Origin of the sequence: Halomonas sp. DP8Y7-1 (assembly GCF_019801685.1) — a bacterium.
GTDB lineage: Bacteria > Pseudomonadota > Gammaproteobacteria > Pseudomonadales > Halomonadaceae > Halomonas > Halomonas litopenaei_A.
In genome coordinates this window covers 203005-222355 of the sequence record NZ_JAHVIN010000012.1, presented here as the reverse complement: position 1 = coordinate 222355, position 19351 = coordinate 203005, and the positions used below count along the sequence as shown (strand labels likewise).

The following is a 19351-nucleotide window of genomic DNA, read 5'->3' as shown; positions in this document are numbered from 1 at the left end:
AGCCGGCCCTGTCACACAGGCAACCCGTTCACCCAGGTGAGCTTAAAGCAGCCCTTCCGGTGGGTGTTCACAAGGCAACTTGTCACCGATGAAGCGCTCGATCTCGGGCAGCGAGAAGGCATCTTCCTCACCAACAAAACTGATCGAGACGCCCTTGGCTCCCGCACGACCGGTCCGGCCGATCCGGTGAACGTAGTCCTCGGGATCTTCCGGCAGGGTGTAGTTGATGACGTGGCTGACGTCTTCGATGTGTATCCCTCGCCCGGCGACGTCCGTTGCTACCAGCACCTGGATTTCGCCCTCGCGGAACTGCTCCAGGGTGCGGATGCGCTGGTTCTGGGGCACATCACCAGAGAGCATCGCCACGTTGATATCGGCCTTCTTGAGCAGGTCCTGAAGCTTGCGCACCAGGTCGCGACGATTGCCGAACACCATGACGCGATCAAACGACTCCTGCTGCAACAACTGCACCAGCAGCCGCTGCTTGTCGTCATCGCTGACCATGTAGACGCGTTGATCAATGTTCGCGGCGTTGTCCACGGTCACCGCGATTTCCACGTGGGAAGGCTGATGCGTCCACTGGCTTGCCAGATTGAGGATGTCCTCGGTGAAGGTCGCCGAGAACAGGAACGTCTGGCGCTCTTCGGGCTTGGGGGTGTAGCGAATGATACGCTTCACGTCCGGAATGAAGCCCATCGACAGCATGCGGTCGGCCTCGTCCAGCACCAGCACCTCGACCTGACTCAGATCGATGTCCCGCTTTTGCTGGAAGTCCAGGAGGCGACCAGGCGTCGCGACCAGGATGTCCACGTTGCCTGCCAGACCATCGCGCTGCTTTTGATAATCCATGCCACCAACAACGCTGGTCACCTTGAGTGAGGTGAACCGTGCCAGGGCCTTGGCATCCTTCTCGATCTGCAGCGCCAGCTCACGGGTTGGCGCCACAATCAGCGCGCGCGGGGCGCCAGCCTTCTGACCGTCCGGCGCCTCTTCTTCCAGAAAGTAGGCCAGCATGGAAATCAGGAAGGCGGCCGTCTTGCCGGTCCCGGTCTGCGCCTTGCCGACCACATCCCCACCCAGCAGCGTGTGGGTCAGCGCCTCGGCCTGAATCGGCGTGCAATATTCAAAGCCCAGGGCATGAATGGCACGCATCAGCGGCAGCGGCAGATCGAAGTCATGGAACCGCCACTTGCCCGCCACGGCGGGCACCTGGAACTGGCGCAGGTCCCAGTTGGACTGACGGCGCCGCGGCTTGCGACGGCGACGCTTGGGCTTGCGGCTCTCGGCCGGTGCGGTGGTCTGTTCCGACTCGCTCATAGGCTGTGCTGTGTGTCCGTCTCGGGAGGTGAATGCAAACGGGACACGCAGAGCGGCTGCTCTCATGTCCTGACTAAAGCCAGCCATTGTAACAGCCTCTGGCGGTTTGGGCTTGCCTGATGCGTATTCGTTGCACGACGACGGCTGCCCCGTCAGCCCTCGCCCTGTTAGAATGCGCACATTATAGAGAGGAGCCCCGCGTCATGACACGCCGCAAGAAGACCCGCTCGCTGGCCGACAAGGTGACCATTCGCACCGGTCGGCGCAAGGACTACAAGCAATGGCGCCACGAAAACCCCGACGAAGTGACCTCGTCCCGGCGCTTTTCAGCCAAGAAAAAGCAGCAGCGCAAGAACCAGGCGGCCAAGCGCCTGGAACGTATGCGCGCTGCCCCCAACATCGAGATCCACCCCTCTCGTCCGGACACTCCTGACAGCGATGCTGGCAAGGGAGATTCCTGATGCGGCTGGTGTCCTTCAACATCAACGGTATTCGCGCCCGCCTGCATCAATTGGAAGCCCTGATTGCGGCCCACCGGCCCGACGTGATTGGGCTGCAGGAGACCAAGGTTCAGGACAGCGAGTTTCCCCGCGAGGCGGTGGAGGCCATGGGCTACCAGGTCTATTTCTTCGGTCAGAAAGGCCACTACGGTGTCGCCCTGCTGACGCGTCAGACGCCAGAGGAAGTCCGCTACGGCTTTCCCGATGACAATGAGGACGCTCAGCGGCGCATGATTGGCGCACGCCTGCCATGCGCCGACGGCGAGTCCGTCTGGGTCTACAACGGCTACTTTCCCCAGGGCGAGAGCGTCGACCATCCGACCAAGTTTCCCCACAAGCGCGCGTTCTACGCTCAGCTGCAACAGCTGCTCGACCAGCAGCATTCGCCCGAGCAGCGCCTCGCGGTGATGGGAGATTTCAATATCTCGCCCGAAGACATCGATATCGGCATCGGTGAATCCAACCGCAAGCGCTGGCTGCGCGAGGGCAAGACCAGCTTCCAGCCGGTGGAGCGCGAGTGGCTGAGCGGTATCAAGGGATGGGGACTCGTCGACAGCTATCGTCACCTGTACCCCACCGTGGACGATCGCTTCAGCTGGTTCGACTATCGCTCCAAGGGCTTTGATCGTGAGCCCAAGCGCGGCCTGCGAATCGACTATATCCTGACCACCTCAAGCCTCACCGAACGCGCCACCCAGGCCGGCATCGACTATGACCTGCGCGGCATGGAAAAGCCGTCCGATCATGCGCCAGTGTGGACCGAGTTTGACCTGTAGGCAGTACCTGGCGCCGCTGGCGATATCTGTTGCATGACAGAAAAGGGCCGCCCATCGGACGGCCCTTTTCATGTAGCGGCGTGTATGTAGCGGCTTGCTAGCGCGGGCTAGCCCTGCTGCGCCAGGCGACGAATGTCCGCCGCGATGGCCTCTACCGAGTCGCTGTCGCGCATCAACAGCCGAGCATCACCACCGGCATCGAAGGCAAAGATGGCGCTGGAATGATCAACGTCGTAGCTACCATCCGCCTCTGGCTCCCCCAGTCGATAGCTGACACGATAACGATTGGTGACCTCATCCAAGGCGGCCTTTTCCCCGGTGACGCCGACAAAGCGGGGGCCAAAGGCCTCGGTGTAGGCCTTTAGCACCTCAGGAGTATCGCGCTCGGGATCCACCGAGACGAACAGCACCGTGACATCCTCGCGAACCGTTTCGTCCAGTTCCCGCAGTGCGGCGGACAGGCGCGCCAAGGCGGTCGGGCAGACATCGGGACAATGGGTGAAGCCGAAATAGACGAGCACCGTGTCGCCGGCGACATCCCCTTCATTGATCCCGGCGCCACTTTCGCTGACCAGCTCGAAGTCCAACGGCGGCATGGTCTCCGAAATGTCCGTGCCACGCCAATTGGCATCCTCGCAGCCCGCGAGCGCAAGCCACCCTAGTCCAAGACACACCCCCAAGGCGCGCTTCCCAAACGACGTCATCCTACCCCCATGCCTAGCATCATTACGTCATAACTACATCATAACTACGTCATAACCCAGGCGACGGAGGGCCACCACTGCTGGAACTTGCTTGCGTGGCAACCCAGAGCCCGTGCGATGACCCGAGGTGTCAGAGCGCTGCCGGAGACACCACTTCGAAGGTGGCCGCGACGTCTCCCCCACCTTCCAGCAACAGCGTCACGTCGACATCGTCTCCGACGTTGAGGGTCGCCTGGGGCTGCATAAACATCAGATGGTAGCCTTGCGGCGCAAACTCTCGCGTCTCGCCCGGCCCCACCTCGAAGCGCTCGACACCGTGCATCATGGCCATGCCGTCCTGTTCCATGCTCATGTGCAGTTCCACCGATTTGTAGGCATCGGTCTCGGCGCCTACCACGGCGACAGCCGCTTCGCCCGGATTATGCAGCTGGAAGTAGCCGGCGCCAGGCCTGTCTCCAGGCAGCACGCGAAGACGCGCGTCACTGATCTCAAGCTCAGCGGCAACGACAGGGGTAGCCAGCAACAGGCCAGCAAGACCAAGAGACACAGCAGCAGACATGAAACGCATGGGAGAACTCCAGACGATGGGCAGAGACAGCATCAGGGCTGACACCTGGGAAGCACTGCATCGCCTGTCAGCAGAGCGCTGACAGACCACAATGCGTGTTGAAACGACGAGAATTGACGTCTAGCTCAACGTCCCCCGTCGTGGTGTCCATGTAGAAGGACGCAAACCCTTGCTCGGGTGACAGGCGATAGGAGCCGCATAGACCGTAGCCATAGCGTACTTCCTGCAACTGAGCCAGCTCGATGGAAGAGGAAGTGCCCAGCGCCGAGGCCAAGGCGCGCCGAGCGTCGTCATCGAGGCGACTGTCCGACAGCGCCTGGGAGCCAAAGATCGCCGCCGCCAGCACGATAATCGCAGCCGTTGGAACAACGACCAGTAATAAAGGGCTTCGAAGTGTTTTCATGCGCAAAGTCTACGGTTGAACGTTGATCGTCGACAACCCAATCGCGCTGCGGGCGGCGATCGCTCAGCTGTCTGTGCCGCCCATGTCAGAGCCTTCGTCCGCTGGTGGAGTCTCCTCGGAAAGTGCCGCCAACCAAGACGTTGCGTCGGTTTCTCCCTTTTCGAGCGCTCGCTTCAGCGCCCCTACCGCGACGGACTCCTGCCCCCAGGCTGCGGCAATCTGTCCCAAGCGCAGCCAGTCGCTACCCCGGTCATGGTCGCTGGCCAATGCCTGCCAGGCGGCCAGGGCACGCTGGCGATCGCGGGCACGAAACCAGGCTTCGGCCAGTTGGCGCTGACGGCTCTCGGTGGCCTCAAGGACACCCTGCTCAATGGCCATGGCCAGCAGCTCAGCCGCGCGGGCGGGCGTACCTGCCGCCAGGTGCAATTGGATGCGCTGCTCCAGGTCATCACTCCCGGATAGCGCACCATGGCGCCAGCCAGACTCCCACAATGCAGCAGCCCGCTGCGGCTGTCCCAGACGCTGAGCCATGGCCGCCGCGCGCCGCCAGCCTTCGCTATTGGCGGGGTGATCAGCCAAGGCAGCCTCCAGGTCCGCCAATGCCTGATCCAGCCGGCCGCTGCGCTGCATGACGGCGCCGGCGAACTGCCGGCGTTCAGCCGTCGGGTCGGCATCCTGCTGCCTGGCCCGCTCGACCCAGTCTGCGGCCTCGTCCCACGCTTCCTGCTCGGCGGCCAGTTCGGCCATCAGCCATAGTGCATCGCTGTCCTGATGGCGCTGGAGCCAGTCCTCGAGCAGCACCGCCGCGCGAGACGACTGGCCTGCCTGGATGCGCAGTTCGGCTTCCTGGCGCTGCCAGCGGTCACGCTGCTGCGCCTCTATTCCGTCGAGTTCCCGTGCTGCGGCAAGATGTTCTGCGGCCTGCTGATGCCGCCCCTGGGCCGACTCGGCACCTGCCGCGAGCTGCAGGTACAAGGCAGCCGCCCAGCGATCCGCCGCATTGCCGGCACTGAGCCGCTGAGCCTGGCTTTCGGCCTTGTCCTCAACCGCAGATGGGTCATCTGCAAGTTGCTGCTCCAGCCCCTTGAGATCGGCAATGATGCCCCCTGACAGGGTCGGTGCGGCTAGCGCGGTCGACGCTGCAACAGGCAGCGCTGCCCCCACTGCAATGGACAGCAACCTGCGCAGGGCTCGTCCCGCCAGCGGTGTTGTCGACATGGCTACCTCGCTTGCTGGTTTCATCACCGGCGTTACCTCAACTGGAACTCGAGACGCTGGCGCGCCCGGCGCAGGCCGGAGGCTGTCTCGAACTGCCAGCCTGCAATGGCTTGCCGTGCGGCGTCCTCAAACACTCTTCGTGGACTGGCATCGACCACCTGAATGCTGCCGCGATCGACGCTGCCGTCGGAACGAATAATGAACTGCATGACCACGTAACCTTCGAGTCCCCGACGCTGCGCCCGACGCGGATACTCCGGCGGTACCTTGCGCGTGGCACGGGCTGACGTCCCCACATCGACCGGCTCATTGGACGCGGGCGCTGCTGCCCCGGCCCCCGCGCTGGCGGCACTGCCGCTGCCGCTGGACGCCTGGGTGGGCGCAGGCGAAGGCGAAGGTGCCGGGGTCGCCACCGGCTGCGGTGTCGGCTCGGGGCGAGGTTGGGGCTCAGGCTGAGGCTCTGGTCGCGGCTCTGGTCGCGGCTGCGGCTTGGGCTCCGGCGGCGTTTCTGTCAGCTCCGGCAAGCGACTGTCCAGGGTCTGGACCTCCCGCTTGGGCGGCACCACTTCCGGGTCCGGCAAGCGTATTTCGCTGACTGCCGATTGCGCCGGTGCAGGTGGCGCTGGTGCGGCCTGCACCGGGGGCGGCGGCGGTGGCGCTGCCGACGATGCCGCTGATGACTCCGCCGGCGCCTCTGCCTGGGGTGCCACCGGCTCGGCCAGCGACAGCGTGATCTCTTCTCTCAGCTCAGGCTCCGACTCCGGCGGCAACACCAGGAGTGCCAGCAGCGCAAACAGTGCCAGCGTCAACAGGCCTCCCGCGATCAGGGCTCCCACTCGCCTCATGCGTCGGAGCTCCTCTCCGCCGCTACCGCGACCTTGTCCACGCCAGCATCACGCAAACGGTCCATGGTCTCGATCAGCACACCGGTCGCCGCGTTACGATCCGCCTGTATCACCACGGAACCGTCATCAGACAGCATGCCGGCCACTGTCGTGCCTACACGGTGAATATCCACGGGCTGCCCATCGACCCAGAGGGCTCCCTCCGGAGTAATGGCCACCAGCACCTGCACGTCAGGCCTTGCCGACGCGGCCGATGACTCTGGCCTTTCGATCTCGACACCACTCTCCTTGATGAAGCTGGTGGTGACGATGAAGAAGATCAGCATGATGAAGACCACATCCAGCATGGGGGTCAGATTGACCTCGCTGGATTCTTCGGCGCCGGCGGACAGTCGACGTCTACGCATGTGCGTCCTCCGCGGCACGGGCCAGGCGATCATGCAACCGCTGATCCTCGCGCCGGATGATATGTTCGAGTCGTGTGATAAACAGCAGGCCAACCACGGACACCGCCATGCCGGTCAACGTCGGGAGCGTCGCTCTCGCCACCCCATCCGCCATGGCTCGGGCCTGATTGCTGTCCGCCAGGGACAGGCTGTCGAACACCGTGATCATGCCGGTCACCGTGCCAAGAAGGCCCAGCAGCGGGCAGATCACCACCAGCAGCTTGAGCCAGGGCAGCGGTCCACGCAGACGCCGAATCAATTCCGTCACCCAGGTCTCACGCAGGGTGCGAGCGCTCCAGCTGACATGATCATGGCGTTCTACCCAGCGCCGCATCAGCGCGGCCCGCGCGGGGCGATAGTGAAAGCGGAAAAACCACCAGCGCTCGAGCCCGACCGAAAACAGCAGCATGGCGACCACGGCGATACCCACCAGCACTGGCCCACCGGCGTCGACTAGCCAATAAAGGGGCTCAAGCCAGGGGTGAGTCGGCATGCTGCCTGCTTCCTTGCTGCTGTGTGGAGGTCCCACTCACCGGCGCCGCGCGAGTTTCCAGACGGTCAGCCAACACGGCACTAGCCTTTCCTTCCATCGTGCCGATCAGCGAGCGTGAACGTGACGACAGCGCAGTGTGGGCAAACAGCAGAGGCACCGCAGTGATCAAGCCCAGCACGGTGGTCACCAGCGCCTGGCTGATACCCCCCGCCATCAGCTGGGGATCTCCAGTACCAAACACCGTGATTGACTGGAACGTCACGATCATCCCCGTCACCGTACCCAGCAGGCCGAGCAACGGGGCCACCGCCGCCAGCATCTTGACCAGCGCTTGGCCGCGCTCCAGGCGAGGTTGTTCCGCCAGCAGACACTCGTCCAGGCGCGCCTCCAGCGCCTCGGGCGCATGATCTGCACCAAAGGCGTGGAAACGGGACAGCACGCGCCCGAGCGGGTTGTCGGAGCGCAGGCTTTCCATGCTGGAAAGCTGACGTCGAGTCGTCACGCTGACCCTCAGCAGATAGAGGTACTGGCCAACCGCTACCAGCAGCCCCAGCACGCCAAGCGCCACGACCACATAGCCGACCGCTCCGCCCTGGTGGAAGCGCTCAACCAGGCTGGGCTGTCGCGACAGTGCCTCGACAACGCGACCGTCAGCAGGGTCGACGGGCAGGTTGGCGGACTCCCCGGCCTGGTAGGCGGTCAGTGCTTTACGCACCGCCGTCGGCGTGTGCTCCACCGCCGCCAGGCGACCCTCTTCGCCAACCCGTTCCAGCAGCTCGCCCTGAGAAAATGCCATCAGATCACCCACCCGGGTCACCGGACGACTGGCGACCTCGCCATTGGATGCCGCCACCGGCGCTTCTATCTGACGCACCTTGGCAGTCTCTGCGGTCATGCCCATCAGGCTATCGGCAAGCGCCTCGATATGCTGGACGGTGAGAATCGCCTCATCGTCGAGACGCGACGGCAACGCTGTCTCGGCACCTAACGTCAGCCAGCTCTGGCCCAGCTCATCTCGTAGCTCGCCAGTGGCACCTGCCACCGCGGAAAATACCGCGGTCAAGTCTCCTCCCTCGGCGTCTCGCGCGGCGGAGATCTCGTCCAACGCAGCGCGAGTCTCGGCCATGTCGGACTCCAGCCGCTCACGTTCGGCGCGGGCGGCGTCGCGGCGCTGCTGCGCGTCCGCAAGAGCGGCGGCAAGCGCCTCGCTGTCATCTACGAGCCCAGCCAGGCGCTCTCGATCACGTGCCTCTGCGGCCTCACGCTCTAGCTTGAACGTGGCGAGCGGCAGCTCGCCGACTTGCGTCTGTTCACTATCCTGCTGCGCCTGGCCATTATCCTGCTGTGCTTGCTCATTATTCTGCTGCGCTTGCTCATTATTCTGCTGCGCAGTCGCCGCCAGCGAGACGGTCGACAACAGCGCCGCCACCAACGCTGTGCGGCACCATGCCATGGACGGGCGGGACACGACTCCCCCCGCATTGCGGGTGTGGGCGTCGCCATGACGAGAGCCATTCATCGGAGAGAACATCAGTTGGCCTCCTCGCCTAATTGTGACAGGGGAAGTTCGAGCAAGTCCGGGGCACGCTGATCACGAACAATCTGCATGCCCTTCTCGACCTGATCGCGCTGCGCGGCGCTCAAAGGCTGCCACTCGCCCTGCTGCCACACGCCGCCCTCATGGCCGTCAGGCGTCAGGTAGTACCAGCCGACCCGCCCCAGACGCAGATAGTCCACCTCGCGACGACTATCTGCCTGCTCAAGGGTGCCGCGCCATGCATCCAGCTCGCGCCCATAGGCCAATTCGGCCTGCCAGGCCGCGACCACCCGCTCCAGCTTTTCAGCGCTAGACAGCTGTGGACTCGACAGACTGTTCTCGAGTGATGTCACCCGGGCGCTACGCTCGCTGTGCAGAAAGGGAATGTCTTGCTCTACCCATCGGTCCAGACGCTCGGTCATCTCGCTGAGCACACCCGGCAAGGCTTCTCTGGTCGCCGACATGGTGGCCATGCCCGCCCGGCGCTCGTCCAGAGTAGTGGCCAACCGCTCGAGCTGGGGCGCCAGCGAATCGTTGTAAGCCGCCAGACGCTCCGCTTCCTGTTCGGCCTGACGCAGCTCGGCGATGCGTTCGCGAACCGTTTCGTCGGCAGCGTCGATACGCTGCTGCAGTTCGGCCTGAGTGCGCTGCGCCTCCAAGGCCTCACCATCGCCACTGGCCTGCTCTGACTGCGCCCATGCTGCCCCACTCACGCCGAGCCCCACCATCAACGCCACTGCGCTGACCGCCGCTCGCCCTGAGCTTGCCGTGCCGACATTGAGCCATGCCCGCAGATCTGTCTTCGCCATTCCTCGGCCTCCGCCATACCGTCTCGCTCGCCGCATCCCGGTCGGATCGACGTGCCGCGTCAAATGCAGAGACAGTACCCGAAACACGAATAGTTATCAATGCGAGACAAGGACATACCCCGCTTCCCCCTGTCCAGATGCCCCTCCAGCCCAGTACCGTCGGCGCATCAATCGCCAAACTCCATCCCCTGGAGTTGCGGTGCTGCACAGCCTAGGCCGAGCCTGCAGACATCCGGCAAGCCTCCAGGAGCGCTGCCGGCTGTCCTGTCGTCCCCGCAGGAGCCTCGGGTACAGCAGGCCACGCGATCTGCCCCCCCCGCTGCTGAGCCCGTCCCCTGCTGCGGCGCCAGCGCCAAAAAAAACGCCGCGGCCCAATGGCCGCGGCGTCTTACCAGGCGCACAGAAAGTGCGCTTACAGCTTACTGTCGAGCTCCGGAATCGCTTCGAACAGATCCGCCACCAAGCCGTAGTCGGCGACCTGGAAGATGGGGGCTTCCTCATCCTTGTTGATCGCCACAATGACCTTGGAATCCTTCATCCCCGCCAGGTGCTGAATGGCGCCACTGATGCCTACGGCAATGTACAGATCCGGCGCGACAATCTTGCCGGTCTGGCCGACCTGCATGTCGTTGGGGACAAAGCCCGCATCCACGGCCGCACGCGAGGCACCGATGGCAGCACCCAGCTTGTCGGCAACGCTATCGAGAATCTTGAAGTTCTCGCCGCTTCCCATACCGCGGCCGCCGGAGACGACCACTCGTGCGGCACCCAGCTCGGGACGGTCGCTCTTGGCCAGCTCCTCGCCGACAAAGCTTGAAAGTGCGTTATCGACAGCGGCGTCGACTGCTTCCACGCTGGCACTGCCTTCCTGCGCCACGGCGTCGAAGGCGGTGGAACGAACGGTAATCACCTTCAGCGCGTCGCCGCTCTGGACGGTCGCGATCGCGTTGCCTGCGTAAATCGGGCGCTTGAAGGTATCGGCGCTTTCCACCGCGATGATCTCGGAGATCTGCGCAACGTCCTTCAATGCCGCCAAGCGTGGCAGCACGTTCTTGCCGGTGGTGGAGGCCGCCGCCAGAACGTGACTGTAATCATCCGCCAGGGAGACCAACAGGTCCGCCAGAGGCTCGGCCAGCTGATGGGCAAAGACCTCGCTGTCGGCTACCCGCACCCGCGCCACGCCGTCCAGCTTGGCCGCTGCCTCGGCAATACTGCCCAGATCCTGACCCGCCACCAGCACATCGATGTCGCCACCGATGGCCTGAGCAGCAGCAACCACGTGGGCGGTGGCGTCAGCCAGCTGACCGTCATGATGTTCTGCGAGAACCAGGATGCTCATGCAATCACCTTCGCTTCGTTCTTCAGTTTGTCGACCAGCTCATCCACGGAGCCTACCTTGACACCGCCCTGGCGCTCGGCCGGCGGCTCGACCTTGACCAGGGTAAGCCCGCTGGCCACCTCGACTCCGAGCTCTGCCGGGGTCAGCACGTCCAGGGGCTTCTTCTTCGCCTTCATGATGTCAGGCAACTTGGCGTAGCGCGGCTCGTTCAGGCGCAGGTCGGTCGTCACGACGGCCGGCAGCTTGAGCGCCACGGTCTGCAGTCCGCCGTCAATCTCGCGCACCACCTTCAGTGTCTCGCCGTCCACTTCCACCGCGGACGCGAAGGTACCCTGAGGCATGCCCGTCAGGGCCGCCAGCATCTGGCCGGTCTGGTTGTTGTCGGAATCGATGGCCTGCTTGCCGAGAATCACCAGCTGCGGGGCCTCCTTCTCGACCACCTTGGCCAGCGCCTTGGCGGCGCCCAGGGATTCCACTCGCTCGTCGCTCTCGACGTGAATGGCACGGTCAGCTCCTAACGCCAAGGCGGTGCGAAGCTGCTCCTGGGCCGCCTTGGGACCAACGGTCACCGCCACGACTTCGGTCGCTACGCCCTGCTCCTTGAGTCGGACGGCCTCTTCCACGGCGATTTCGCAGAAAGGATTCATGGCCATCTTGACGTTGGTCAGGTCCACATCACTGCCGTCCGGCTTGACGCGAATCTTGACGTTGTAATCAATGACGCGTTTGACCGCGACGAGTACTTTCATGTCGTCCTCACTTGGTTCACTGGGGAACCCTGAATAAAAGGAAGGAATCCTCAAGAAAACGCTGGCACGGTGTGTCGCCCCCGACGGAGCCGCCACGCTCGCCGACATACAGCACGGCCGAGCACCGGGCGCTGCCCTGACCCCGACGCCGCTGGGGCATTCTCCGCTACCGACGCTTCCTCTGCACACTTGAGCGCTACACCGGCGAGCCGACTATCTATCGACTCACCCTTCGACGTCTTGCATCAAGCCGCCGATTCAAGAACATTTCGCTATGCACTCATGGAGTTAGCGCATAACGCAACACCCTGGGCAGCATCCGCTACCTGCCTGACACAGCGCTGCCGGGTCCTCTCCCACCGTCGTCGTGGCCCACCAACAACCTCGCCCCAACGCGCCAACGCCTTTCATTCCGGCGTCTGCGTGGACTCGGCCCCGAGGTCGCGGCGCTTCACGCAAGCGTTTGATAGGGCCTGCAGCGGCTCCTTCAATGTGCCACAGCCCGGCCGTGCGCAACAATCCCCAGCAAGGCGCCCTGCGCTGTGCCAACAGTCGACCATCGTAAGGATGACCTGACGACGCTATTATGCCTATCATGAGTTATACCGTGAAGCAAACGACCGTTTAAAATCTGTAAGACGTTGGTGGCAGCCGGCGTCTTCCTGAGGAGGAAAGCACCAGATGTCAGAACAAGTAGAACGCGACACCATGGAGTTTGATGTGGTCATCGTTGGCGCCGGCCCCTCTGGCCTCGCCGCTGCATGCCGCTTGATGCAGCAAGCCAATGAGGCAGAGCAGGAACTTACGGTGTGCGTTGTCGAGAAAGGCTCAGAGGTCGGCGCTCATATTCTTTCCGGTGCAGTGCTCGAGCCCCGCGCCCTGTTTGAACTGTTCCCCGACTGGGAGGAGCGCGGCGCTCCGCTGTCCACTCCAGCCACCCGCGATGAAGTCTACTTGCTCAAGGACGCCGAGAAGGCCCAGAAACTGCCCAACGCGCTGGTGCCAAAGTCCATGCACAACACCGGTGGCGACCTGACCCGCTATGTCATCAGCGCCGGCAATCTTTGCCGCTGGCTGGCGGAGCAAGCCGAATCACTGGGCGTGGAAATTTTCCCCGGCTTCGCCGCACAGGACGCCATCGTCGAGGATGGTGTGGTCCGCGGCATTCTTATTGGCGATATGGGGGTCGCCGCAGACGGCAGCGAAAAAGGCGGCTACATGCCCGGCATGGAACTGCGGGCCAAGTACACGCTGTTTGCAGAGGGCGCACGGGGCCACATTGGTAAACGCCTGATTCGCGAGTTCCAGCTTGATGCCGGCAAGGACCCCCAGCACTACGGCATTGGCCTGAAGGAGCTGTGGGATGTGCCCGCCGAGCAGCACCAACCCGGCCTCGTCCTGCATGGCTCTGGCTGGCCTCTCGACAAGGATAGTCATGGCGGCTGGTTCCTCTACCACGCCGAGAATCAGCAGGTCGTCGTCGGCCTGATCATGGACCTGGGATACCAGAACCCTTACCTCTCGCCCTTCGACGAATTCCAGCGCATGAAGCACCATCCCGTGCTGAGCCAGCATCTGCAGGGGGGCAAGCGAGTGGCCTACGGCGCCCGCGCGATTGCCAAGGGCGGGCTCAACTGCCTGCCCAAGATGACCTTCCCGGGTGGTCTGCTGATCGGTTGCGACGCCGGCACCCTGAACTTCGCCAAGATCAAGGGCATCCATACCGCCATGAAGTCCGGCCTGGTGGCGGCCGAAAGCGTCTTTGACGCCCTGGCACAGGCCTCTGAAGGTGGCGACGAGCTGAGCACTTTCGAGCGCCGCTGGCAGGACAGCTGGGCCTACAAGGAGCTCGAGCAAAGCGCCAGCTTTGGCCCCGCCATTCACAAGTATGGCACCGTCGGCGGCGGCGCCTACAACTTCGTTGATCAGCTTCTGGGCGGCAAGCTTCCACGCGTGCATGACACCACGCCGGATCACGCTGCGCTAAAGCCGGCGAGTCAGTTCGAGAAGATCGACTACCCCAAGCCGGATGGCAAGCTGTCCTTCGACAAATCGTCCTCGGTGTTCCTCTCCAACACCAATCACGAGGAAGACCAGCCCTGCCACCTGCGCCTGACCGACCCGGACATTCCGATTCACAAGAATCTCCCCGAGTACGCCGAGCCCGCACAGCGCTACTGCCCGGCCGGTGTCTACGAAGTGGTCGAAGGTGAAGACGGCAGCCCACGCTTCCAGATCAACTTCCAGAACTGCGTGCACTGCAAGACCTGTGACATCAAGGATCCTGCCCAGAACATTACCTGGGTCGCCCCAGAGGGCGGCGGTGGGCCCAACTACCCGAATATGTGACGCTCGGCTTAGGCGGCACTGCAAGACATCAGCGGACGGGCAAACCCCGTCCGCTTTTTTGTTTCGTGACAATACATTAACGTCATAACAAATCGGTCTATTGGAACGCTTGCCAAGCGCTTGGCGGCACTCAATAGTGTGCCCCCGCTCATCTGGGCCAGACGCCCTCAACGCTGAGCCAGAGCCACCTCTGTAGACGACTGGCTTGCTCGCCACTCGGGGGGTGAGCCCCAACTCGAACCTCTTCACCGGGAGATAGCATGGCCCATACCCGTCAAATACTGCTGGCCCTGATCCTCGGGATCGTGGCCGGCGGTGGTATCAATCTGTTCATTCCTGAGCTCGCGGCGGCGCTGGATACCCAGCTGCTGACCCCCTTGGGCCAGATCTTCCTGCGCCTGCTGCAGTTCATCGTGGTACCTCTGGTCTTCTGCGCTCTGGTACTGAGCTTCACCCAGGTGGATCGCAGCGAGAACGTTGGCCGCTACGCCGGCAAACTGCTGCTGCTTTACGTTGTCACCAGCGCCGTCGCTCTGGCCATCGGCATGGGGGTCGCCGCCTGGCTGACACCTGGCCTCGGCGTCGACGGCGCCGGCTCTGCCAGCATCGAGGCAAGGGACCCAACGCCCCTCGCCCAATGGCTTGTGGGCCTGGTACCGAAAAATCCCTTCGAAGCTCTGGCCCAGGCCAACCTGCTGCAGATCATCCTGGCAGCGGCCATGGTTGGCATTGCTGCACGCCAGCTACCGGAGCAGAGCCGGCCCTTGATCGACGTGCTGCAGAGCGGCTACGACATCACCCTGAAGATCCTGTCGATGGTGCTGCGCCTGGCCCCGATCGGGGTGTTTGCCTTGATCGCCTCGGTGGTGGCGACCCAAGGCTTCGACCTGCTATTGAAGCTGGGGCTTTACGTCATCGGTCTGCTTGCGGCCATTGCGGCCATGGCGGTCTTCTACCTGGCGCTGCTGGCCGTTGCCGGTGCGCGCCCCTTGGCCTACCTGCGCCACTTCGGCGAGGCGCTGAGCTTCGCCCTGGGTACGGCAAGTTCCAATGCCACCCTACCCATCGCCCTCAACAACGCCAGAGATTACGGCGCACCCAGTCAGCTGAGCGCCTTTGCCCTACCCTTCGGCACGGCGCTCAAGCGTGATGGTGCTGCGGTGCTGCAAGGCTTCAACGCGCTGTTCGTTGCCCAGCTGTTCGGAGTCGACATCACGCTTACGCTGGCGGCCACCATCTTTGCGACCGGCCTGCTGGTGTCATTCTCCACCGCCGGGGTGCCCGGTGCCGGCCTGGTTGCCATGAGCACCGTGCTGTCTGCCGCAGGCTTGCCGCTGGAAGGCGTTGCGGTCGTGGCCGGCGTGGACCGCTTTACCGATGGCTTCCGCACCGCCTTGAACGTGATGGGGAACACCGCCAACGCCATGCTGCTGGCGCGACTAGAACGGCGCCCTGGCGACGAGGTACCGGCCAGTTCAGCCCCTCGGTCGCCCTCCTCCTGACACCCTCCTACTGACGCCCTCGCCTGCCCCGTCAGCGCTCACCATCCCACGTCAGTCCGGCGATGATGATGCTGACGGGCCTACCTCGGCGGGCAGCGCCGGATCGCTGCTCCACTCGCTCCAGGAACCGACATAGAGCCGGGGCAGCGGACGTCCGGCAAGCCGATAGGCCAGCAGGTTATGACAGGCGGTCACCCCAGAACCGCAATAGGCGACGATGCTATCGGCCTGGGGCAGTTCGCGGTCGAGCGCCTCGGCCGGCTTGAAGCGTCCATGTTCGTCCAGATTCAGGCTGCAGGGCCGGCTGACGGCGCCGGGTATGTGGCCCGCGCGGGGGTCCAGCGGCTCCACTTCACCGCGAAACCGCTCTCCTGCCCTGGCATCCACCTTCAGCACCTCGCTTGCCACCAGCTCATTCAGGGAGACGATGCCGCTGGTGTCGAACTCAGGCTGCCAGCTCGACGGCTCCCGCGGAGCAGCCTCGCCAACCTCCCAGTCCCCGGCAATCTCTTCCCAGGCGCCAAGGCCGCCATCCAGCAGCCTGACATGGGGGTGACCCGCCCATATCGACAGCATCCACCAGGCCCGTGCAGCGGCCAGCTGACCGGAGGTGTCATCCACCACTACCAGCGGCTGCCGTGGCGATACCCCGAGCCGCTGCAGGGAGGCGGCAAAATCGCTTTGGGTGGGCAGCGGGTGCCGCCCGCCAGGACCGTCGCTCGGACCGGATAGATCACGGTCCAGGTCGAGATGCAGGCTACCCGGCACGTGGGCCTGTCGCCACAACGCCGCGCCAGCCTGGGGATCTCCAAGCCGAACCCGACAGTCCAGCACGAGCGGCGGTGTCTCGCTTTCCAGCGCCTGGCGCAGGGTCTCGGCATCGATCAATGGATGCACCATGGCGAACTCCGTTTCGACAAAGGAACCGACAGCATAGGCGTTGCCGTCCACAACGCCAACGTCACAGGCTAGCGTCACCCTTGGAAGACGGCGCTCAGACGGGATGGCCCAGCCGCTCGATGGGGGCACGGCGAGCGATCAGTCGGCGCTTGCCGGCGTGGTCAAAACGCACTTCGATGACCGGATTGGCAGGATCTCCTTCGACGACGGCGACCTCGCCGTCACCAAAGACCCCATGGCGAACACGCTCACCGACACGATACTCGCCGTCAGTCCGGGCCCGCTCCGCCGCGGAGAGCGTCAGGCTCTGACCGATCGCCGCCAGGTAGCGCTGGATCAGAGCCGGCGCCGCCACCTTGAGAGGCTCCGACGGTGCCGGCGGCGCTTCACTGGTGCCAGCATACAGAGCCTCGGCCACCGCGCTGGCGTCCTGGCAGGCGCTTTCCTGAATGAAACGACTCGGCCGGTGGTCGCCACCGTCATGCAACACGACCAGCCGCTCGATGGCGCGGGTAATGGCGACGTAGTACAGGCGACGCTCTTCCTCGAGTCGTTGAGGCGATAGCGGGTTGTCGCGACTGTAGTGCGGGAAGTCTTCTTCATTGACGGAGCCGACGATCACCAACGGCCATTCCAGTCCCTTGGCGCCATGCACGGTATTGATCAGCACGCCCTGCTCCTGGTTTTCCACCGGTCGTCGCAACAGCTCGATGAAGGTGGCGACGTCCTTGACCTCGCGCGCCTGCTCGATCAGCACGTCGAGCAGGCGCACGTCCTCCTCGCCCTTGTCACGTCGCGATGCGGCTCGCTTGAGCACCTTTTCGGCCTCGACTTCGGCGACAACGTGCTCCAGCAGCGCATCCGCACTCAGGCGCGACAGTCGAGGCAGCTCGCACAGCAGCGCCCAGCGACGCTTCAGCGTGCGCTTCTGATGAGGTTTGAGCCGCTCAAGCAGGGCGTCACCCGGCCCCGGCCAAGCCTGAGTCTCGGCCAGGCGCTGTACCAGCGAGGACAGCACCTCCCGGGGCACAAAGCAGGTCGGCTGGGCGAACATCGGCATCAACGCGGCAGGATCGCGCAGCTGCTCCGGCCACAGGGCAAGAGATAGATAACCGGCCAGGGCCTCGACCAACGGAAGCCGAAAGACGAACCGGTCCTCGCGGGCCAGGCGAAAGGGAATGCCTTCTCGCAACAGCGCCAGCTGCAAAGGCACCGACAGGGTCCAGCTGCGCACCAGCAGGCAGGCGTCGCTGAGACAGCGGCCCTGCTGCTGCCACGCCGCCAGTGTCTCCAGAAAGGCACTCGCGCCTCGGGCCACCGACAGGCTTGTCTGCGGCGTGCTGGGCCCGGCGATACACAGCTGATCCGCCCCCCGGCCATTGCCGGCAATGGCATGATTGGCGGCCAGGGCCAGGGCATGACCATGACGAAAGGTGGTGGACAGGGGGTAGTCGGTCGCCGCGCCAAATACCTGGGTAAAGTTATCGAGCATGGCGTCGGGATGCGCCCCTCGCCACTCATAGATGCACTGGTTGGCATCCCCCACGGCCATGACATCTGCCCGGGCACCGGCGAGCACTGCCAGTAACCGCTGCTGGGCGGCATTGATGTCCTGGTATTCATCAATGATGACGTGGTCGAGAAATCCCTCAACGCGGCGACGCAGCCCCTCGTCTCCTTCCAGTGCCAGCAAGGGACGGAACAGCAGATCCGAGTAGGTCATGACGCCATTGTCGGCCATCAGGGTTTCGAGACAGTGAAAGGCACTGACAAAATGGCGGGTTCCATCGCCAAGCTCGAGTCGCTCATACAGTAACTGGGGCTCGATGACCTCGGCCTTGGCCAGCGCGCAGAAATGCGCCAGCTCCTCGATGCGATCAGGCTCCAACGCCGCGTCACGGTCTTCGTCGACGTCTTCCAGGGCCTGAAGGGTCGCCTGACGTAACAGCCGCTCCTGCTGCCAGTCAGCGGTCAGCAGTTCCCGTCGAGGCAAGGCGCCCCAGCGCACCAGACTGGACGTCAGTCGATGGCCGAGGGAATGGAAGGTACGCACCTCGGGCAACTCGATACCCGCCGGCGCCATTGCGGCCAAGCGCTGCTGGAAGTCTTCCCGCGCGGCTCGGTTGAACATCAGCACCATCATGCGCCGAGCCTGGGCGCCACCGGCCAGCAGGTGCAACACCCTGGCGACCAGCGTGGTGGTCTTGCCGGCACCGGCGACCGCCGCCACCCTGGCATGACCGCGCTGATGTGACACCACGGCCTGCTGCTCCGGGGTTAGCGTCGACCACAGCGTGCCCGCTTGAGCGTCCGCGGAAGAAGAGGGAAACCTATCACCAACAGCAGACATCAGCGCGACTCGCCCTCCAGCCGCCCCAACGGCTGCCAGACACCCTCACTATGGATGCCCAGATCCGCCTCCTTCACCTCAGCAAGCTCCACCAGCCGATAGAACACGTTGCGTCCGAGACGCGCACTCAGTCCGAACGGTAGTCCCACCTCTGGCACCCACTCCCCCATGGGCGTGGTGGTCAGGGTCAGCCGCGCCGCTTTCCCCAGACTCACACGCTCGCCCACATTGGTCGTCAGCCACCAGCATGGGTCGACATAGTCGGCATCCACCACGACGAACGCGGTGTCCTCCACCCGTATTCGCCACTTCTCGACCGGAGTGACCAGATAGTACTGACCGTCTGACTCACGCCGTAGGATGCGTGCAAAGAGCCTGACCAGCTCAGGACGCTCGATATCACGGCCTTCGTGCACCCAACGACCATCACGGGTGATGACCAGATCCATCTCGCCGCTGAGCGCGGGAGCCCACTCGTCCAGCGGCGGACGCTCGCCAAATTCGGCAATGCCTTGGAGGATGTGATCCAGTCGCATGAACGTGTTC

19 protein-coding genes are annotated in these 19351 nt (G+C 64.0%); 4 read left to right on the top strand and 15 right to left on the bottom strand.

Annotation, left to right across the window (positions count from 1 at the left end; translation table 11 throughout):
* Positions 1-42: 42 nt before the first annotated feature.
* Positions 43-1317 (bottom strand): ATP-dependent RNA helicase RhlB, encoded by a 1275-nt coding sequence (rhlB, locus tag KUV41_RS15330; RefSeq protein WP_206937487.1) that lies wholly within the window; start codon positions 1315-1317, stop codon positions 43-45.
* A 203-nt stretch (positions 1318-1520) separates the two neighbouring features.
* On the opposite strand from rhlB, the gene KUV41_RS15325 reads away from it, so the two are divergent.
* Together KUV41_RS15325 and xthA are read left to right on the top strand one after the other, a co-directional pair.
* Entirely contained in the window at positions 1521-1778 is a 258-nt protein-coding gene (locus tag KUV41_RS15325; RefSeq protein ID WP_206937484.1) for a hypothetical protein, read from the top strand.
* Positions 1778-2593 carry an exodeoxyribonuclease III gene (gene xthA, locus KUV41_RS15320; protein WP_222486666.1) on the top strand — a complete coding sequence of 272 codons (816 nt, stop codon included), beginning with the start codon at positions 1778-1780 and terminating at the stop codon, positions 2591-2593. The genes KUV41_RS15325 and xthA overlap by 1 nt, the downstream gene beginning before the upstream one ends.
* Before the next feature lie 107 nt (positions 2594-2700).
* Here xthA and KUV41_RS15315 read toward each other — a convergent pair whose 3' ends face one another.
* The 11 genes from KUV41_RS15315 to KUV41_RS15265 all read right to left on the bottom strand — a co-directional run bounded on the left by KUV41_RS15315 (position 2701) and on the right by KUV41_RS15265 (position 11704).
* Positions 2701-3189, bottom strand: coding sequence for an SCO family protein (locus KUV41_RS15315; RefSeq protein WP_222486665.1), 489 nt, complete (start codon positions 3187-3189; stop codon positions 2701-2703).
* A 238-nt stretch (positions 3190-3427) separates the two neighbouring features.
* Positions 3428-3865, bottom strand: a complete 438-nt coding sequence (locus KUV41_RS15310; RefSeq protein WP_222163044.1) for a copper chaperone PCu(A)C — start codon at positions 3863-3865, stop codon at positions 3428-3430.
* A gap of 67 nt (positions 3866-3932) precedes the next feature.
* A complete protein-coding gene (locus tag KUV41_RS15305) occupies positions 3933-4268 on the bottom strand; it encodes a hypothetical protein (protein WP_206937474.1) in 336 nt (111 codons plus the stop codon).
* A 63-nt stretch (positions 4269-4331) separates the two neighbouring features.
* The gene (locus tag KUV41_RS15300; protein WP_261396068.1) at positions 4332-5486 is read right to left on the bottom strand and encodes a hypothetical protein; all 1155 of its coding nucleotides are present in this window, start codon (positions 5484-5486) and stop codon (positions 4332-4334) included.
* A gap of 32 nt (positions 5487-5518) precedes the next feature.
* Positions 5519-6331 (bottom strand): energy transducer TonB, encoded by an 813-nt coding sequence (locus KUV41_RS15295; RefSeq protein WP_222163043.1) that lies wholly within the window; start codon positions 6329-6331, stop codon positions 5519-5521.
* A complete protein-coding gene (locus KUV41_RS15290) occupies positions 6328-6738 on the bottom strand; it encodes an ExbD/TolR family protein (protein WP_206937467.1) in 411 nt (136 codons plus the stop codon). The genes KUV41_RS15295 and KUV41_RS15290 overlap by 4 nt, the downstream gene beginning before the upstream one ends.
* Positions 6731-7270, bottom strand: a complete 540-nt coding sequence (locus tag KUV41_RS15285; protein WP_206937464.1) for a MotA/TolQ/ExbB proton channel family protein — start codon at positions 7268-7270, stop codon at positions 6731-6733. Before KUV41_RS15285 ends, KUV41_RS15290 begins: the two co-directional genes overlap by 8 nt.
* Positions 7248-8801, bottom strand: a complete 1554-nt coding sequence (locus KUV41_RS15280; protein WP_261396067.1) for a MotA/TolQ/ExbB proton channel family protein — start codon at positions 8799-8801, stop codon at positions 7248-7250. The genes KUV41_RS15285 and KUV41_RS15280 overlap by 23 nt, the downstream gene beginning before the upstream one ends.
* A complete protein-coding gene (locus KUV41_RS15275; RefSeq protein WP_242520552.1) occupies positions 8801-9616 on the bottom strand; it encodes a DUF3450 domain-containing protein in 816 nt (271 codons plus the stop codon). Before KUV41_RS15275 ends, KUV41_RS15280 begins: the two co-directional genes overlap by 1 nt.
* Before the next feature lie 412 nt (positions 9617-10028).
* Complete coding sequence (locus KUV41_RS15270; protein ID WP_206937461.1) at positions 10029-10955, bottom strand: electron transfer flavoprotein subunit alpha/FixB family protein; 927 nt, start codon at positions 10953-10955, stop codon at positions 10029-10031.
* Positions 10952-11704: an electron transfer flavoprotein subunit beta/FixA family protein gene (locus KUV41_RS15265; protein ID WP_222163042.1), complete on the bottom strand. Its 753-nt coding sequence runs from the start codon at positions 11702-11704 to the stop codon at positions 10952-10954. Before KUV41_RS15265 ends, KUV41_RS15270 begins: the two co-directional genes overlap by 4 nt.
* 681 nt (positions 11705-12385) lie before the next feature.
* Here KUV41_RS15265 and KUV41_RS15260 point away from each other — a divergent pair.
* Both KUV41_RS15260 and KUV41_RS15255 read left to right on the top strand, forming a co-directional pair.
* Entirely contained in the window at positions 12386-14053 is a 1668-nt protein-coding gene (locus tag KUV41_RS15260) for an electron transfer flavoprotein-ubiquinone oxidoreductase (RefSeq protein WP_222163041.1), read from the top strand.
* A 260-nt stretch (positions 14054-14313) separates the two neighbouring features.
* Positions 14314-15555, top strand: coding sequence for a dicarboxylate/amino acid:cation symporter (locus tag KUV41_RS15255; RefSeq protein ID WP_222485495.1), 1242 nt, complete (start codon positions 14314-14316; stop codon positions 15553-15555).
* 51 nt (positions 15556-15606) lie between these two features.
* Here the strand turns inward: KUV41_RS15255 and KUV41_RS15250 are convergent, their stop codons facing one another.
* The 3 genes from KUV41_RS15250 to KUV41_RS15240 form a co-directional block, all read right to left on the bottom strand.
* Complete coding sequence (locus KUV41_RS15250) at positions 15607-16455, bottom strand: sulfurtransferase (RefSeq protein ID WP_222486664.1); 849 nt, start codon at positions 16453-16455, stop codon at positions 15607-15609.
* Between the two features lie 94 nt (positions 16456-16549).
* A complete protein-coding gene (locus KUV41_RS15245) occupies positions 16550-18805 on the bottom strand; it encodes an ATP-dependent helicase (protein WP_222486663.1) in 2256 nt (751 codons plus the stop codon).
* On the bottom strand, positions 18805-19341 hold the full coding sequence (locus tag KUV41_RS15240; protein WP_222238173.1) for a DUF1285 domain-containing protein: 537 nt from the start codon (positions 19339-19341) through the stop codon (positions 18805-18807). Before KUV41_RS15240 ends, KUV41_RS15245 begins: the two co-directional genes overlap by 1 nt.
* Between the last annotated feature and the right edge of the window lie 10 nt (positions 19342-19351).

What these genes read in the sequence shown, in the direction of transcription:
- KUV41_RS15275 (WP_242520552.1), bottom strand. Translation starts at nt 9,616, where the DNA reads ATGGCGAAGACAGATCTGCGGGCATGGCTCAATGTCGGCACGGCAAGC.
- KUV41_RS15250 (WP_222486664.1), bottom strand. Translation starts at nt 16,455, where the DNA reads ATGGTGCATCCATTGATCGATGCCGAGACCCTGCGCCAGGCGCTGGAA.
- KUV41_RS15245 (WP_222486663.1), bottom strand. Translation starts at nt 18,805, where the DNA reads ATGTCTGCTGTTGGTGATAGGTTTCCCTCTTCTTCCGCGGACGCTCAA.
- KUV41_RS15315 (WP_222486665.1), bottom strand. Translation starts at nt 3,189, where the DNA reads ATGCCGCCGTTGGACTTCGAGCTGGTCAGCGAAAGTGGCGCCGGGATC.
- KUV41_RS15255 (WP_222485495.1), top strand. Translation starts at nt 14,314, where the DNA reads ATGGCCCATACCCGTCAAATACTGCTGGCCCTGATCCTCGGGATCGTG.
- KUV41_RS15260 (WP_222163041.1), top strand. Translation starts at nt 12,386, where the DNA reads ATGTCAGAACAAGTAGAACGCGACACCATGGAGTTTGATGTGGTCATC.
- rhlB (WP_206937487.1), bottom strand. Translation starts at nt 1,317, where the DNA reads ATGAGCGAGTCGGAACAGACCACCGCACCGGCCGAGAGCCGCAAGCCC.
- KUV41_RS15300 (WP_261396068.1), bottom strand. Translation starts at nt 5,486, where the DNA reads ATGTCGACAACACCGCTGGCGGGACGAGCCCTGCGCAGGTTGCTGTCC.
- KUV41_RS15240 (WP_222238173.1), bottom strand. Translation starts at nt 19,341, where the DNA reads ATGCGACTGGATCACATCCTCCAAGGCATTGCCGAATTTGGCGAGCGT.
- KUV41_RS15285 (WP_206937464.1), bottom strand. Translation starts at nt 7,270, where the DNA reads ATGCCGACTCACCCCTGGCTTGAGCCCCTTTATTGGCTAGTCGACGCC.
- KUV41_RS15325 (WP_206937484.1), top strand. Translation starts at nt 1,521, where the DNA reads ATGACACGCCGCAAGAAGACCCGCTCGCTGGCCGACAAGGTGACCATT.
- KUV41_RS15295 (WP_222163043.1), bottom strand. Translation starts at nt 6,331, where the DNA reads ATGAGGCGAGTGGGAGCCCTGATCGCGGGAGGCCTGTTGACGCTGGCA.
- KUV41_RS15305 (WP_206937474.1), bottom strand. Translation starts at nt 4,268, where the DNA reads ATGAAAACACTTCGAAGCCCTTTATTACTGGTCGTTGTTCCAACGGCT.
- KUV41_RS15290 (WP_206937467.1), bottom strand. Translation starts at nt 6,738, where the DNA reads ATGCGTAGACGTCGACTGTCCGCCGGCGCCGAAGAATCCAGCGAGGTC.
- KUV41_RS15270 (WP_206937461.1), bottom strand. Translation starts at nt 10,955, where the DNA reads ATGAGCATCCTGGTTCTCGCAGAACATCATGACGGTCAGCTGGCTGAC.
- KUV41_RS15280 (WP_261396067.1), bottom strand. Translation starts at nt 8,801, where the DNA reads ATGTTCTCTCCGATGAATGGCTCTCGTCATGGCGACGCCCACACCCGC.
- KUV41_RS15310 (WP_222163044.1), bottom strand. Translation starts at nt 3,865, where the DNA reads ATGCGTTTCATGTCTGCTGCTGTGTCTCTTGGTCTTGCTGGCCTGTTG.
- xthA (WP_222486666.1), top strand. Translation starts at nt 1,778, where the DNA reads ATGCGGCTGGTGTCCTTCAACATCAACGGTATTCGCGCCCGCCTGCAT.
- KUV41_RS15265 (WP_222163042.1), bottom strand. Translation starts at nt 11,704, where the DNA reads ATGAAAGTACTCGTCGCGGTCAAACGCGTCATTGATTACAACGTCAAG.